The following is a 16,190-nucleotide window of genomic DNA, read 5'->3' as shown; positions in this document are numbered from 1 at the left end:
GCGATGACGATCCCAAAGTCGGCATCGCACCTGATGATGCAGAAATGCAGGGATCCCGACAGCCAGAGCTGTAGGGATAGCGGCTGGAGCAATCAGCGTCAGCAAATCCCGGTTTTATGCCGGTGAGCTGAGCAATGGGCTCGCGATCACGTAGAACCAATAAAATAACGATAATGGCGGTACTTGTTGATGGATAGACTCACCGAGCTTGAACTATTCGTTCACACTGCTGAATTAGGCACCTTGAGCAAAGCAGCGGAATTGCTCGACATTTCTAATGCATCAGCAAGTAGGCACCTTGCGGCGCTCGAACAGAGGCTCGGTGTTCGTCTGGTGGAGAGGAACACCCGTCGATTGGCCTTGACGCCTGCTGGTGTGGAATTTCTGACCCGCTGTAAAAGCCTATTGAGTGACCTCAAGGATGCGGAGACATCTATGGCCAACGCGGTTAGCGATCCGAGTGGAACGCTGACGGTCACCGCATCCATTTCATTCGCGATGCTCCACATCGCCCCTCTAGTCCCAGCGTTCAGGCGCAAGTACCCAAAGATCAAAGTCGTCGTCGTAGGGACCAACCAGTACTATGAAATCATGGATACTGGGATCGACCTAGCCTTCCGGACTCGAGAGTTCGAACCAGATTCCAACATCACGGTGCGTCGCCTGGCTGAGACCCGACGGGTTCTTGCGGCATCGCCGGATTACCTGCGTACCCACGGAAAGCCCACCTCGGTGGAAGACCTCGCAAAGCATGATCTTCTGATCTACAGCCATGCGAATAAACCAAGGGAGATGGTGTTTACTAAAGATGGAGAGAAAAAGGTTTTCAAAGTAGATCCCGCGCTTGAAACGAACGACGGACAAATCGTCCGTGCGGCGGCTTTGGCAGGAGCTGGCATACTTGTTCAGCCCACTTATATTGTCTACGAAGATTTGATTGCGGGACGTCTGATTCCTGTGCTCGATGACTGGGATTTGCCTCGTCTTACTATCAATATCGCCTATCAGGAACGTAGGTTCATGCCTGTGAAGACGAGATTATTCATCGATTTCATTTCCGAGGCATTTGCGCATCACCAGTATGAGCGTTATTGGACTCGACAAACTGCTCTTTAGCAGATACCCGTAACTCGCTGTCAGCTGGTTTGATTCTCGATCATTTCAGCCGAGCTATGGGGCATCAGGCTGGCGCGAGTCGATTGCATTCAACTGATTGTTTTGTAAGGAATTATCCCAACTGTTCCACGAAAGAAAAACTGTTTTCAAAATTTGATGTTCCTGATTGGTACCGTGCCTCCTATCATAAATCTATAGCTCTCCCACATAACAACAAAGGTACAGAGCATGATCCGAGTTACTGCCCTAGGTGTGTTCACACCGCCGAAGATGGACCCTCAAACCTTCATTACTGCTATCGGGCCAGCATACACATCTTTTCTCTCCTCTCTCATTAGACCTCGACTGCCTGCCTATTATTGTGGTCAACCACCCGCGCTATTGATTGCTGACCTAGCATCGACGGATCTGAACCAATCCCGAAGAAACTATTCATGCCAGTGAGCAGCAGTTGCTGTTTTTAAGGGTTCTTCGAATTCCTGTTAGCTAAATGTTGATTGGATTGCTGTCTGTTAAATTTCCTTTCAGTTGTAATAGCTCTTAATGAGCTTGTTATATTCAGGAGAATGAAATGAAGGCTGTTCGTTTTCACGCGAAACGTGATGTACGAGTCGAAGAAGTTAGTGCTCCAAGCAAACCCCTGGAAGCTGACGAGCTACTGGTCAAGCCGCTGGTGTGCGGTATCTGTGGAACAGACCTTCATGAATATGTCGGCGGCCCAATCGTCACTCCAGGCAAGCCACATGCCTATAGCGGAGCGGTACTTCCGCAGATCTTGGGCCATGAGTTTTCAGCGATCGTTGTAGACACCGGAAAGGATGTTCACCACGTTCGTCCAGGTGATCGCATTACCGTTCAGCCGCTGATCTCTCCACGTGATGACTACTACGGGCGGCGTGGTCTGTTTCACCTGAGCCCATGCCAGGCGTGTATTGGCTTGTCTTGGCAGTGGGGTGGAATGGGCGAACTGGCGGTCATCAAAAGCTATAACGCTATCCCCGTACCCAAATCGATTTCAGATACCCAGGCAGCCATGATCGAACCGGCCGCGGTAGCGCTATATGCGCTGGATAGGGGGCGCGTGGTGGCAGGTAGCTCGGTGCTTATCTCTGGACTTGGCCCGATTGGTGCTCTGTCGCTGCTGGGGGCTAAAGCCGCTGGCGCGAGCCGCATCTTTGTATCCGAAGTCAATCCAAACAGGGCGAAGAAGGCTCGCGAGTTGGTGCCGGATTGCATTGTGATCGACCCTCGCGATCCAACATGGTTTGAGCAGATCCAAGATCTGACCGAAGACGGCGTTGGAGTAGATGCCGCCATCGAATGCGTCGGGGCCGAAAAATCGCTAACCGCCTGTGTGGATGCCGTACGGCGTCAAGGCGTTGTGGTTCAAGCCGGCCTTCATTCTGCCCCGGCAACTATTGATGCAATGAAGTGGGCGTTGAAAGATCTCACCGTCGAAGCGACCTGGTGCTGGCCTTCCTATAGCTTCCCGAGAGTTGCGTCGATGATTGAGAGCGGTGTTCTGCCTGTCGAGAAGGTAATGACCTCTCAGATCGCTATGGACGACATTGTAGAGAAAGGATTTGAGAAACTTCTGGACCCAGCAGGCGATGAAATGAAGATTCTTGTAAAAGTCAGTGAGTCTTAACGTCTCTGGGCGAACAACCTCATAGAGTTAGAAGTGTCTATTTCCGCCCGATAAAATAACAATATAGTGGAGAAATACTATGGCATTGCTGCAGAACAAAACCATCTTCATCACTGGTGCTGCACGGGGGCAGGGCGCTGCTGAGGCGCGTTACTTCGTCGAGCAAGGGGCGCGCGTCGTCATTTGTGACGTCCTTGATGATCAGGGGCAGGCCCTAGCTGATCAGCTAGGTGAACGAGCCATGTACATCAACCTCGACGTGACGAAAGAGTCTGCTTGGGAATCGGCAATCAACGATGCGGTGAAGCACTTCGGTGATTTCGACGTACTAGTGAATAATGCTGGCATCTATCGAACGGGCAAGATCGATGAGACCACCCCAGAGCTTGCCAACGTGATGTATGAGGTGAATCAGCTTGGCGTTTTGCTGGGTCTCAAGCATGGCGCTCGAGTCATCAAGCGAAAGGGCGGAGGTGTGATCATCAACATCTCATCCATCGCTGGTTTGCGTGGTTTTGCCAATGCCATTGCCTATGGCGGAACGAAATGGGCTGTTCGAGGCATGACCAAAGTGGCTGCAGCGGAGCTTGCGAAGGATGGTATTCGCGTCAACTCCATCCATCCAGGTTTCATTGCGACGGACATGCTCAAAGAAAATGCCGACGAGGTAAACCACCGCGGTGCCGTCGAAGCCCCACTAGGACGTCACGGCACTCCAGAGGAAATCGCTCACCTCGCCGGCTTCCTGGCCAGCGATCAGAGCTCTTTCATTACCGGCGCTGAGGTTGCGATCGATGGCGGTTGGTCTATCTGAAGTTGGTGGTGTTTAACGGCAGGTTGCGGTGATCGGAGGGAGAGGAGAAATCCTCTCCCTTTTAATTTGTGCGCAAGGCATGGCAGGTTGCGCGTCAGCGCAACCCGGTTGGCTGTGGTGACCAAGGGGGGAGTCGAGATGGAAGTCCTCTACACACCCGGTCAGGGGAAGCGTTAGCCAGGGGTAAGTGTGTCGCGGGTGCCTGCGAATCTGAATTAATCCCGAGGCAGAATGCTGCCATGACGAACAGGAAGGCGGAGGCTGCATAGCGGGTTAAGAAGGCAAATATCTTCAAAGCCCAATGCATCCTCGGAGCGCTACGACGTAGACCCGAGAGGCATAAGCAAAAAGCTCACGCGGATTGCCCTGGGAGATCTGCACGTTTGTCACTGTGCTACTGCGCATCGTGAGGGGACGGGATGAGCGTGCAGAAGTCAGCCCAAGCCATAGAACGTGGCGGTCAGCCGAGCAACTTGAACCGTCGTCTACCCACGGGTAGGGACCGTCGGCACGGTGGTATGAGAGGGCGGCTGGTTATGATCCGCCCCCTGCTCGATTAAAGTGTTACCGCATCAGGACCCAGTCAGGATGGGCCTCATATCTGAGCTCCATTTCCCGGAAAGCATCTCGGGATCGACGGAGGTTGTTGTAGACGTTACCACCCATCCCCTCCCAGCCGAGAAAGGCAATGGTTCCGGTGTAGCCTCGGCGACGCAATCCCCCGAGGATAACGAAGTTGTCTACCTCGCCTGAGTCGAGTGGTTCTATCGTAGCTACGCCTCCCCAGCCAAGAGGGGACAGGCTCGATCCAGCAATGATGACGTCCTTGAGCCATGGCCAGAGCGCGTCCAGACGATCCTCCAGCGAGCCCTCCTTAGCGGCATACCAATGGTATCCGTTAAACACTATTCCCAGATTTGGATGATTGAACATCTCGCACAACTGAACGGCTTCACTTGTTGTTTGCATACCGTATCGGACATGCGGGTATAGGGCGATTTGGATTCCGCGGCGTTCACAGATGGGAAGCAAGGCTTCAATCATCCGCACGTCGCCTTCCGTGATTGAGGTTCCTGAGTGCAGAGCCAGCTGGATGCACTGGCAACCTTCAAGCGATTCGGCCAAGCGAATCAGCCGGCTTTCAAGGCCCGGCCTGTAAATCGCGTACACAGCCCCTACCTCTAGTCCCCATGTAGATTGCACTTTGGCCAGGTGCTCCAGCTCGCTGCTCCATGAGGACACCTTCAAGCCTTGATAACCGAGCTCGGATAACATTTCGCATTGCGCCTGCAGGGAATAGGTGCCGAGATTGGTCTGAAAGATAAAATCCATTGCATGTATCGAGTGATGCATTGAGTCCTCCGGGCGCTGCCCCTTCACATGGGCGACAGAATCAGATAGCGCTGAAAGTGGGTCGGGAAGGGTTGATATTTATCAGGCAAGCAGTGTCGGACGACGGTAGCCGCCGGCCACGCCAGTTTTCGATAATACCCATTGCCACAGCTGGATATCCCTCGCCCTGAATGCGCCGGCACACGAGAGAAGGTAATAGCGCCACATGCGATAGAAGCGTTCACCTAGCTCGCCTTCAAATGCGGGCCAAGCCTTCTCAAATTTCGCATGCCAAGCCATCAACGTTTTGTCATAGTCAGCCCCAAAGTTATGCAGATCTTCAGCAACGAAGAGGCCGTCCATGGCATCCCCCATTTGGCCGATCGACGGTAAGTCCCCATTAGGAAAAATGTATTTGTCGATCCACGGATCCGGAGATGAGTTCCGGTGATTCTTGCCGGTGGTGTGAAGTAAAAAGAGACCCTCTGACGCAAGGCAGCGATGAGCAACTTCCATGAAGATTCTGTGATTTTTCCGGCCAACATGCTCAAACATGCCAACACTAACGATTGCATCAAATTGCTCGTTTAATGACCTGTAATCTTGTAGGCGGAATTCGAGATCAAGGTGTGAATAGCGCTCTTGCGCCCATCGAACCTGTTCTTTGGATATGCTGACACCGACGGCTTGCACTTGATAACGCTCGGCCGCATAGGACATGAAGCTACCCCAACCACATCCAATGTCCAAGATTCGCATGCCTGGCTTGAGCTTTAGCTTTCTGCAGATCAGTTCAAGCTTGGCTTCTTGAGCTTCCTCCAAAGTGTTTGCGTGCTCCCAGTACCCGCAGGTGTAAGTCAATCGCGAGTCGAGCATTTTTGAATAGAAGTCGTTGCCGAGATCGTAGTGCTGTTCTCCAACTTGCCTCGATCGGCCAACGCTCTGCAGGTTTAGGAATCTAGCTGCCAGCGCGGGGATTAAAAGCTTCAGAGGCTTGATGTTGTCTGTGAGCCGCGTTGAAAGGAGCTTGTGGAAAAATTGATCCAACGCCTTTACTTCCCACGCACCTTCAACGTAGGCCTCTCCGAGCCCTAGGTTACCTTGAGAGAATGCGCGCTGTGGTACTCCAGGTCTGAGAAGCTGGATGTCCCACGCAGAAGGCCCATTTATGGTAATGCCGGCGTTGGAAAGCAGCTCAAGGGCTTTTTGATCAAAATTATTCCGAGGGGCAAATTCCTGGGGCGTAGGTTGTGCTGATTCTGTACTCAACGAGCCTCTTCCTTCCTGCCAGGGTTTCGGGGCGCCCTAGATATTCAACGGGACCAGAAGTAATGCATCGATATGGGGCCGCTGTATCTCCAAGGGCGATTCCCCAAAGAGGATACGCGCACATCGACCACCTATTAATGGAGAAAAATCCCTACACTTTGGAAATTTAGTCAGCAAGTTGCTCCATCCAGAAGGAGTGTACGAAGGGAATGAAACGCTGGCTAACTGCCCTCCAGAAAGGACAGTCTTGGTTAGCAGTTGCAGGGCGGTACTGACCCATACGCTCCAGTAGGGGATTTCGATAGCCACGGGCTGTGACGGTTGAAGGTCATGGGATCGAGAGAGCTATAGCCGACTTGGCGGCGCAAGCGATGGCTGTGCACATCTAAAATGCTGGTGTTGGGGCGGTGCTTTCCGCAGCCGTGAAGGGGGCCATGTCCGTTCCCACGTGAATAATGCCTAATCCTCCGAATTTGGACGGCCGGGTGATACGCGTAGGCGCAGATCTGGGATCATGTCATTGTCTAATCCTCTGTATGGTCACCCATGATTCTAACTTCCCGCTCCGACGTAAACGAAACCCTGGTGTCGCTGATCAAGCCGCTTTCCCACACACCCGGTTTTCTCAACACCGGTTTGCCCGGCGTGCAAACGCTGTCCTGGAGCGATTACGTGGCCAGCAGCCCGCAGATCTACGAGCCGAGCCTGATCATCCTCGCGCAGGGCAGCAAACTCGCACGCCTGGGGTCGCGCACCTTCGAATACGGAGCTGGGCATTATCTGGTGCAGGCGCTCTCGGTGCCGTTCATGTGCGAAACCTTCGCCACGCCCGAAGAGCCGCTGTACGGGGTGTCGGTGTCGATCGACCGGCTAGTGCTGGGAGATCTGGTGCATGCCATGGGGTTGCCAGCGGATGCTTCGGTCAAGGCGCAGACACCGGAATCCATGACCTCTGCCGAGCTAGATGTGCAAATGCGTGAGAGCGTGGAGCGCTTGCTGCGATGCTTGCACGACTCAATGGATCGCCAGGTATTGGGGCCGTCGCTGGTGCGCGAGGTGCTGTATGCCGCACTGCGTGGCCCGCAAGCCGGGGTGTTGCGGGCGCTGGTCGAGCAACAGGGGCATTTCGCGAGAATCGCTGCGGCGCTACAGCACCTGCGCAATCACTATGCCGAGGCGTTGAGCGTGGATGAACTGGCCGGGTGTGCCAACATGAGCGCCTCGACCTTTCATGAGCATTTCAAGCGCACCACACTCCTATCTCCGGTGCAGTATCTGAAACGCCTACGTCTCTTGAAAGCCCAGCAAATGCTGATCGGCGAGAGCATGGCGGTCGGACAGGTGGCTCATCGGGTGGGGTATCAGAGCACGTCGCAATTCAGCCGTGAGTACAAACGCTATTTCGACCGAAGCCCGGGGGAGGAAAGGGTACAGTTGAAGATTTCAGCGTGAAACGCGAGAGGCGCCGGCAGGCAGACTTTGTGAAAACCTAGGGACTCTCCGATTAACTCTGAACGCAGAGCTTTTTCAGCATTGGGCAGACCGGCCGATGCTCGCGCTTTCTAGCACATCTCTACTAGCTCAAATCATCCGCGCCTTCTCTCTCGTGATAGTGGCGCGATCTAGGTACGAAAGGCAACGCTCGCGTTGCGAAATGCCAGGGGATTGATCATTCATTCTTGAAAACCTGAGTAGACTGTGCCCAACTGTATTAAAGTAAACCAACAATTCATCTGGTATTTAGGGGTATTTATGTCACGTCTGGCAGAGTTTCGTCAGCTCGAACAGAAATTGGCCGCGCAGCTGGCCGAGCTGGAGGAAATGAAGGGTTCCTCTGAGCTTCAAAAAGAAATCGAATTCGAGACCAAGCTGCGCGACCTGCTCGCGAAGTATGGCTATAGCCTGCGCGATGTCATCAACATCTTGGATCCTCAAGCTAGCCGTCGCTCTGCCGCTCCATCTGATGTTGAGAGAGCCCCGCGCCGTGCACGCCAGGTTAAGCAGTACAAAAACCCGCATAACGGCGAGATCATCGAGACCAAAGGTGGTAATCACAAGCTGCTTAAGGAATGGAAAGCTGAGTACGGGGCTGATGAGGTGGAGAGCTGGGTCGCCCGATGAGCTTTCCTGTAAGTCAAAAATGAGGTACCAAAAGCCGTCCTGCGAGACGGCTTTTGACAAGAGATAGTTCGCAATCTGCGCACGTACCTCACGATACCTATCAATTTTTACCACCTTGAACAGAGGCCTTCCGCCTTGATGGATGAATCGAAATCGCTTACCATCCGTCACAGACCACTTGGTTAGGAGTCAGCACGGTTGCTGATTTCGCCTTGGGAATGCCAAAGCACAAAAAAACCACCTTTTGGTGGTTTTTTTGTGCCTGCTTTTTTTGCTCCTGAAGGACTCGTCCAACATTGAGCAAAAATACTTCTGGCGTGAAATCAAGCTTCTCGCTGCCGTCTTCGCCGATGCGCTGTGGTTGGCAGCCACAGACGCATTCAGTGCTTTCTGGTTTGTGACGATTCACGGTGCGCGGAAACTGCGGCGGCAAATGCTCACGCTTGGGCGATTGCCGTGGCTCTGCCTGTAACGAAGCGGGAAGAAGCTGTATTAGATCGGCCTCGATAGGATCAAGATCTGTATCGATCAGGTCATCCAGCTAGCTGCCTTGCTCCGGGCTGATTTACTCGCTGCGCTTGGAAAACTTGTAGCATTAGAGCAGGCCTGGCGATAAGGGCGATCGCGCCCGCATTAAAGATGCGCGGAGACCATCGCCCTTAAAACTGGAGTTCGGAAAGTGAGCTCGCCGGAGGCTTACCATCTTTCTAACGCGAGGCAAGCAGGGGTATCAGAAGAATGGCTGCGGGTGTCATTGTGATTATCTTTATTAAGTTAACAGCCAATTGCCGAAAAGGTACGCTTGCAGAGCCGAAACCGCATCCTGGACGGGTTTCACCTGACAACGTGGGGTTACGCTCCTAGATTAAAACTGCGCGTATAACCGCGGTTCTTCAGCAGATTCAGGTGGAATGGCCGCGCTTGCGATTCGCGTTTTCAGGTTTCGCGCCGAGTACAACGCATGTGACCGTTTTCGCAGGCGTAAGTCGAGATCTCCTAGTTTGTAGGTGGCCACCGCGGTCTCATAAATAACCGCGCTTTGCGAGCAGTCAAGCCCTCGGTGAATCACAACCTTACGAAGCTCTTCCAAGCTCCAGTGCGGGCGGCCACTGATTGACGGAGGGCATAGCATTTGCACGTGCGCGATCTCGACGTCCGTTGCCTGGTTAAGGAAAACGTTGAGTTCGTAAGCATCCTCAATGACAGCTGCACGCTCGCTTCCATCGTTGAAAAGTGATCGCAAGGTTACCCAAAAGCACATCCCCTCAATTTCACAATAAGAACCAGTACGAACAGTACGGGTGTGAGATTCGGACAAATAGATCAAAACGGGCTCCACTGAGCGCTGCATATCCCTAGGCGATCAGTCACCAAGGCTGGAAACCGCAAATTATCTCACAGTGAACACTATAGGTTGTAGTCCTATCGTGTTCGATAGCGCTTCATCATTCCTTTTCTGAGGAATGTTGATGGAAATTCGTGAATCCTTGGGTGAGGCTCTGCGGCGCATGCGCATTCTTCACGACCTCACCCAGGAAGATTTTGCAGTAGTCAGCAGTCGAACCTACGTGAGCTCGCTCGAACGAGGACTCAAGGCTCCGACTATTCAAAAAATCGAAGACTTGGCTGGCCGCATAGGTATCCACCCACTTAGCCTCATCGTGTCTGCTTACCTGATCCAAAACCCAGATGTTGGCTTAGACGGGCTGATCGAGCAGGTCAGAAAGGAGGCTCTCGAAGTTTGAAGGGCGATCCAGTGCCAAAAATGAGCGCTATAGTGTTCATTCTGACCTGGATTGACTACCATCACGCTGCTCACTTAGAACAGGCTTCGGGGAGCAGCGTAGCCATGCGTAGATCATTCCATGGCTAAGGTGGCCCCTTCTACATCCAAATGCCTATGGCCTCCGCCGCTGCTTCCCTTTTTCCATAGGTCTGCGCATGCAATTGCACCGAGAATCGTGGACGAATCCTGGCCAGCACTAGCCAAGACTGCACGCTGGGAGAATGGATGGAGCGGGGCGCTGCCAAACAATACACTTATGTCTTTCTAAGCTAGTCTGTCGCCGTAAATTATAATTTACGCAATGGGCGCTAATCATTCATTTTTTGCTCTTAATGTTCAGTCATTTTGACGACAGTTCCATACATCTTGAAAAATGGGGCCCGGGCGCGTGGCGAGGCTGCGGATCAGTGTGCAAAGCGGCGCATTGGCGTCGACGTGTCGGGTCAATTGCATGATGGACCTGGGCAGAGGATCAGACAGTTTGATCATCGCAGAATGAACGCTCGGCGCCAGATGTTGCATGGCATCTTCGGAGAATCAGGCATCGATACCGGAGAATCAGCCGTGGGCGGAGCCACGCATGGCGCGCAGAATGCGCAGCCTGAATCGTTTCACTTCATAGCGAGGCCCTGCATGTACACCGCCATCGGTTACGCCGCCCAGACCCCCACCAGCCCTCTGGCTCCCATGACCTTCGAACGTCGCAGCCCGCGCCCTGACGACGTCGCCATCGATATCCTGTACTGCGGCGTGTGCCACTCCGACATTCACCAGGCGCGCAACGAATGGGGCATCGCCGTGTACCCGCTGATGCCTGGCCACGAGATCATCGGCCGCGTCACTGCGGTGGGCGACAAAGTGACCGCGCACAAGGTCGGCGACCTGGTCGGCGTTGGCTGCATGGTCGACTCATGCCGCCACTGCGAAGCCTGTGCCAAGGACCTGGAGCAATATTGCCTGGAAGGCCCGACCATGACCTACGCCACCCCGGACCGGGTCGACGGTAGCAACACCATGGGCGGTTACTCCAGCAGCATCGTGGTCAGCGAGCACTTCGTGGTGCGCATCCCGGCCGGCATGGACCTGCCCAGCGCCGCGCCAATTCTCTGCGCCGGCATCACCACCTATTCGCCGCTCAAGCACCACGGTGTCGGCCCTGGTCACAAGATCGGCATCCTCGGCATGGGCGGCCTGGGCCACATGGCTATCAAGCTGGCCAAAGCCCTTGGCGCCGAAGTGACCCTGTTCACCCGTTCCCAGGGCAAGGCCGAGGAAGCCCTTCGCCAGGGTGCCGACCATGTGATCGTGTCCACCGATGCCGAGCAGATGCACGCCGCGGCGGGCCGTTTCGACTTCCTGCTCGACACCATCCCGGTGCAGCACGACCTCAACCCGTACCTGGAAACCCTGAAATTCGATGGTGTACACATCCTGGTCGGCCTGATCGAGCCGATCGACCCGGCGGTGCACGCGGCCAATCTGGTGATGAAGCGTCGGGTGCTGGCGGGGTCATTGATCGGCGGAATTGCCGAGACACAGGAAGTGCTGGATTTCTGTGCCGAGCACGGGATTCGTTGTGATATCGAGTTGCTGGATATCCGCAATATCAACCAGGCGTATGAGCGGATGATTGCCGGGGACGTGAAGTACCGGTTCGTGATCGACATGGCCACTTTGCAGGGCTGATTGGTTGCCTGTCCCGGCCTCTTCGCAGGCTCGTCCGCTCCCACAGGTACAGCACAGGCTTCGTGAGCTGTGATTTGCCTGTGGCAGCGGGTTTACCCGCGAAGAGGCCGGCACAGGCAATGAAGACGCTGGATCTGTTACCAGGCCAATGCCCTGTCCCAGCCTTTCCAGAACAACCACCGCCGTACCTCGCCATGCGCCCCGGTACCGATCTGCCAGGCAGGCCGCCCGCTATCCAGGGCAACCACCGAAACAAACCCGGCATGGCTCGCTGCCACCAGCGTACGCCCGTCAGCACTGATATCCAGCGCACTGATGGTCGACCCGAGGTAATGCTGCCAATGCTCCACGCCATCTTCGCCAAACGCCCGCAGGTAACCATAGGCATCCCCCACGATGTACTCACCGTCGCGCGCCACGCCGGCATACACCCGTGCACCATCCTGTACCAGCGGGGTACGTGGATCCTGGCTGTAGTAGTCGGTGTCCAACCCCGGCAAGTCGGCCACCCTGACGGCAAGTGTGGCACCGCTGTAGAAATGGCAGGCATTGACTATCAACTGGTCACCCGCGTGGTTGAACAGCGCAAAGTGCGGATACTCGCTGGCCGGGCCGATTGCTGCTACGGGCCTGAGCTGGTCGTCCAGTACCAGGTGACGGCTGCCTTGTTCGCCGACCACGATCAACCGGCCATCCACCGACACCGCACCATGCTCCATGCTCAGCCCGAGGCTGATGTCGTCCGGGTCGGTGCCTTCGTCCAGTTCGTCGAGCACCCGCGCCTGTTGCGGCAGCAAGCGGGTCGCGCCGTGGCGGGCCAGCAGGAAGATACCCTCGGCACTCACCAGCAGCACCCGCTGGCCATCCGGGAAGGGGATCAGTGCGGACGGCGTGGGCGGCAGTTCGAATGGCTCGAACGGGTAACCCGGCGGCAACCCCTCCAGCCCCGTGGGCCAGCTCAGGCGCAGCACCTGCGGGCCCCCCCAGCCATCGGTCACGCGTATGCCCTCTGCATTGGCCAGGGCGAAATAGCGCCGGGCCGGACAGCGGCCGAAGTGATCGACGCCGATCACCGGGGTCACCCCGAGATTGTCAATGCGCACCACCTGGCCTTTGTCATGCGGCATGCCGATGCGTGCCAGCAGGCTGCCATCCTCCAGCAGCAGGACGTTGCCGATGCCTTGCCCGTGCTCCTTGATCAGCGGTAGCAATGGGTGGTGGGCGGGCGGCCAGGCTTCGCGGAAGGCTTGCTGTTCGGAGGCTTCGACGCCAGGCCGGTTGGCTGCTTGCAAGGCTTGCAGCCAGGCATCGAGCAAATGCTCGGTGGCTTGCGGCAGGGGCTCTTCCAGGTCATCCCAACCTTGCGCGCGGCCCTGCGCGACATAGTCGTTGACGGCCTGCGCATAGGCGATGACCGCCTGCTGCCACTGCTGCTGGGTGTGCTGCTGGTCCATTAGCGGATCGGGCTCCTTGTTGCATACGCGTTCGTACAAAGCGCGCATGTTACTCCTTCTGCCCGGTTCGCGGTTGTGAGCCCCCGGCTTGACGCGTACCATGCCGGGCATTCCTTCCAATAACAAAGCGTGCGTCCACACCCCGGCAAGCGGGTGACTGGCGTGCGTCCTGTTGCCTTGCCTGCGGAGAAGCGGTTTGCACCCATGAATGGACCCATACCCACCAACATGCCACCCACGGCGGGTAGCGGCAGCTGGCTGAGCGTCATTGCGCTGGCCCTGGCGGCCTTCATATTCAACACCACCGAGTTCGTCCCGGTGGCGCTGCTCAGCGACATTGGCCGCAGCTTCGACATGAGTACCGCGCAGGTCGGCCTGATGCTGACCATCTACGCCTGGGTGGTGGCGCTGGCCTCGCTGCCGATGATGCTGCTGACCCGCAACATCGAGCGGCGGCGCCTGTTGCTGTTCGTGTTCCTGGTGTTCATCGTCAGCCACTTGCTGTCGTGGTTGTCGCAGAGCTTTGCCATGTTGCTGGTCAGCCGTATCGGTATTGCTTTGGCGCATGCGGTGTTCTGGGCCATCACCGCTTCCCTGGCGGTGCGTGTAGCGCCGCCCGGCCAGCAGGCCAAGGCGCTGGGCCTATTGGCCACTGGCACCACCCTGGCCATGGTCCTGGGTATCCCGCTGGGCCGCGTGGTGGGCGAAGCGCTGGGCTGGCGCACCACCTTCCTGAGCATCGCCGGGGTGGCGCTGGCGACCATGCTGTGCCTGATGAAGTCGCTGCCGCTGCTGCCCAGCCAGAACTCGGGTTCGCTGCGCAGTCTGCCGATCCTGTTCAAGCGCCCGGCGCTGGTGATCACCTATGTGCTGGTGACGCTGGTGATTACCGCGCAGTTCACCGCTTACAGCTACATCGAACCGTTCGCCCTGCACGTGGCGCAGATAGGCGGTGACCGCACCACACTGGTGTTGCTGCTGTTCGGCGGTGCCGGGGTATTCGGCTCGTTGCTGTTCAGCCGTTACAGCGACCGCTTCCCGCATGGCTTCCTGGTGGGCTCGATCGGCCTGTTGGCGGCGTGCCTGTTGCTGCTGTTGCCGCTGTCGGGCAACTTCTACGTGTTTGCCGCGTTGAGCATGTTCTGGGGTGTGGCGATCCTCAGCTTCAGCCTGTCGCTGCAGTCCAAGACCCTGAAGCTGGCGTCCGATGCCACCGATGTGGCCATGGCGCTGTTCTCGGGTATCTACAATATCGGCATCGGCGGTGGTGCTTTGCTGGGCAGTATCGTCAGCAGCCAGCTGGATGTGGCGGATATCGGCCTGGTGGGCGGTAGCGTGGCGGTGGCCGGGTTGCTGCTGGCTGTGGCCAGCACCCGGCGATTCCGCGAGGCGCTGGGCGGGGGGCAGGGCATTCCTGAATGACCGCGCTGTTTTTTTCGCGGGCGTGCCCGCGAAGAGGCCGGTACTGGCAATAGCGGGCTCAAGCCAGTACGGCAGCCCAGGCAGAAATCAACAACATCCCCGCCAACACCTGGTTGAACACCCGCAACCGCCGCGGTGCCTGCAACCAACGCGCGCTGCCCACTCCCAGCAGCGCCCAAGCCGCCATGCTTGGCAGGGCGATCAGCAAGAACACCAGCGCCAGTTGCCATACTGGCAACGACGGCGCGGCAAACACCCCGACCACCGCCACGGCCATCAACCAAACCTTCGGATTGACCACCTGCAGAGCGGCCGCGCTGAGTGCACTGAGGCCTTGCACCGTGGCTGCCTGTAGCGGGGCGGTAGCACTGCGCAACATCTTCCACGCCAGCCAGCTCAACCACAGAACCCCGGCCCAACTCATCAACTGCTGGGCCAGCGGGTGGCGCAGCAGCAGTTCACCCAGCCCCAGGCCCACCATCAGCACGATCGCCGCTGCGGCACCGCAGGCCGCAACGACCGGCGCCAGGCTCGCGCACAGGCCAAAGCGGGCCCCATGGGCAAGAATCAACAGGTTGGTCGGCCCCGGGCTGATGCTAGATACCAGGGCAAACAGGATGAAGGGCAACAACGACTGCGACATGATCAAGGGCTCCAGATAAACGAAGCACCATGCTCGCTGCCCGCCGCCTTTCAGTCTGGAAGGTTTGAGCAGCGCCTGCGGTAGTCGGCCGGGGTCAGCTGGTAGGCACGGCGGAACCAGCGCCCCAGGTGGCTCTGGTCGGCAAAGCCCAGGGCCATGGCCACTTCGGTGGGAGTCTGGCCCTGGGCGAGCAGGCGCCGCGCCCGGGCCAGGCGCAGCTGGATCAGATAGGCATGCGGCGCCAGGCCGAATGCAGCCTTGAATGCGCGGGTGAGGCGGAAGCGGTCGATGCCACAGGCCTGGGCCAGGTCTTCCAGGCCGATGTCGCGCTCCAGGTTGGCGTGCAGGTAATCCCGCGCGCGCTGCGCGGTCAGCGGCAGGCGCGGGTCCGGGTTCAGGCGCCGGCGCCAGTGCAGGTGGCGGGTCAGGCAGGCCAGCAGGTCGTCCATGGCCGTCTGCCGGACAATGCGCAAGTCCTGGGTATGCACGGCCTGGAAGGCGAGGGCAGTGGCTCGCGCCAGGTGCTCATCGTGTCACAAGGTATCGGCGAAGCTGGGCAGGCTGTCGCCCGGCGCGTGTTCGAAAAGTGCTCGCAGTTGGCTGTCCACCCAGGTGGGTTCCAGGTACAGGGTCGAATAGGTGAAGCCGTCCTCGGTGGGCGCATGGCCGTCATGGATTTCACCGGGTTCCAGCAGGAATACGTGCCCCGGCGTGCTGCGATGGCGTACTCGCCGGCAATCGAATTGCTGCACACCCTGCTCGGTAACGCCAACCAGGAAGCTGTCGTGCCAGTGCGGGTCGTAGGCATGTCCGACGAAATGCGCGCGGACCGACTCGATGCCGGTGTCGGCGTCTTGCTTGAGGTCGATCCAGTTGCTCATGGGGGCGTGCCGTGGCGC

General features: G+C 57.2%; 12 protein-coding genes and 2 pseudogenes. 8 read left to right on the top strand and 6 right to left on the bottom strand.

Features of this window, described 5'->3' with window-relative positions:
- The first annotated feature begins 189 nt into the window (after positions 1-189).
- From IRZ77_RS00255 to IRZ77_RS00245, 3 genes are all read left to right on the top strand, one after another.
- Positions 190-1,116: a LysR family transcriptional regulator gene (locus IRZ77_RS00255; RefSeq protein ID WP_196172529.1), complete on the top strand. Its 927-nt coding sequence runs from the start codon at positions 190-192 to the stop codon at positions 1,114-1,116.
- A 571-nt stretch (positions 1,117-1,687) separates the two neighbouring features.
- Entirely contained in the window at positions 1,688-2,764 is a 1,077-nt protein-coding gene (locus IRZ77_RS00250; protein ID WP_196172528.1) for a zinc-binding dehydrogenase, read from the top strand.
- Positions 2,765-2,843: 79 nt separating this feature from the next.
- Complete coding sequence (locus IRZ77_RS00245; protein ID WP_196172527.1) at positions 2,844-3,578, top strand: SDR family NAD(P)-dependent oxidoreductase; 735 nt, start codon at positions 2,844-2,846, stop codon at positions 3,576-3,578.
- Between the two features lie 564 nt (positions 3,579-4,142).
- On the opposite strand, the gene IRZ77_RS00240 is transcribed toward IRZ77_RS00245, so the two are convergent.
- Both IRZ77_RS00240 and cfa read right to left on the bottom strand, forming a co-directional pair.
- A complete protein-coding gene (locus IRZ77_RS00240; RefSeq protein ID WP_408003924.1) occupies positions 4,143-4,910 on the bottom strand; it encodes a sugar phosphate isomerase/epimerase family protein in 768 nt (255 codons plus the stop codon).
- Between the two features lie 102 nt (positions 4,911-5,012).
- Complete coding sequence (gene cfa / locus IRZ77_RS00235) at positions 5,013-6,179, bottom strand: cyclopropane fatty acyl phospholipid synthase (RefSeq protein WP_196172525.1); 1,167 nt, start codon at positions 6,177-6,179, stop codon at positions 5,013-5,015.
- A gap of 546 nt (positions 6,180-6,725) precedes the next feature.
- Between cfa and IRZ77_RS00230 the strand changes: the two genes are divergently transcribed.
- Positions 6,726-7,631 (top strand): AraC family transcriptional regulator, encoded by a 906-nt coding sequence (locus IRZ77_RS00230; protein ID WP_196172524.1) that lies wholly within the window; start codon positions 6,726-6,728, stop codon positions 7,629-7,631.
- A gap of 300 nt (positions 7,632-7,931) precedes the next feature.
- Positions 7,932-8,300: a histone-like nucleoid-structuring protein, MvaT/MvaU family gene (locus tag IRZ77_RS00225; RefSeq protein WP_196172523.1), complete on the top strand. Its 369-nt coding sequence runs from the start codon at positions 7,932-7,934 to the stop codon at positions 8,298-8,300.
- Positions 8,301-8,604: 304 nt separating this feature from the next.
- On the opposite strand, the pseudogene IRZ77_RS27220 reads toward IRZ77_RS00225, so the two are convergent.
- Positions 8,605-8,892: pseudogene (locus IRZ77_RS27220) on the bottom strand (IS66 family transposase); the annotation flags it as partial.
- An 877-nt stretch (positions 8,893-9,769) separates the two neighbouring features.
- Here IRZ77_RS27220 and IRZ77_RS00215 point away from each other — a divergent pair.
- Complete coding sequence (locus tag IRZ77_RS00215) at positions 9,770-10,045, top strand: helix-turn-helix domain-containing protein (protein ID WP_196172521.1); 276 nt, start codon at positions 9,770-9,772, stop codon at positions 10,043-10,045.
- Positions 10,046-10,719: 674 nt separating this feature from the next.
- Positions 10,720-11,772, top strand: coding sequence for a vanillin reductase (gene calA, locus IRZ77_RS00210; RefSeq protein WP_046614988.1), 1,053 nt, complete (start codon positions 10,720-10,722; stop codon positions 11,770-11,772).
- Between the two features lie 137 nt (positions 11,773-11,909).
- Here the strand turns inward: calA and IRZ77_RS00205 are convergent, their stop codons facing one another.
- The gene (locus tag IRZ77_RS00205) at positions 11,910-13,226 is read right to left on the bottom strand and encodes a hypothetical protein (protein ID WP_046614989.1); all 1,317 of its coding nucleotides are present in this window, start codon (positions 13,224-13,226) and stop codon (positions 11,910-11,912) included.
- Positions 13,227-13,430: 204 nt separating this feature from the next.
- On the opposite strand from IRZ77_RS00205, the gene IRZ77_RS00200 reads away from it, so the two are divergent.
- Positions 13,431-14,648: a sugar transporter gene (locus tag IRZ77_RS00200; RefSeq protein ID WP_196172519.1), complete on the top strand. Its 1,218-nt coding sequence runs from the start codon at positions 13,431-13,433 to the stop codon at positions 14,646-14,648.
- Between the two features lie 58 nt (positions 14,649-14,706).
- Here the strand turns inward: IRZ77_RS00200 and IRZ77_RS00195 are convergent, their stop codons facing one another.
- Positions 14,707-15,291 (bottom strand): LysE family translocator, encoded by a 585-nt coding sequence (locus IRZ77_RS00195; RefSeq protein WP_046614991.1) that lies wholly within the window; start codon positions 15,289-15,291, stop codon positions 14,707-14,709.
- 50 nt (positions 15,292-15,341) lie between these two features.
- Positions 15,342-16,172 (bottom strand): annotated as a pseudogene (locus IRZ77_RS00190) (AraC family ligand binding domain-containing protein).
- Between the last annotated feature and the right edge of the window lie 18 nt (positions 16,173-16,190).

Origin of the sequence: Pseudomonas pudica (assembly GCF_015680405.1) — a bacterium.
Taxonomy (GTDB): Bacteria; Pseudomonadota; Gammaproteobacteria; order Pseudomonadales; family Pseudomonadaceae; genus Aquipseudomonas; species Aquipseudomonas pudica.
The sequence above is the reverse complement of the archived record's forward strand: the minus strand, read 5'-3'. Positions and strand labels throughout refer to the sequence as shown.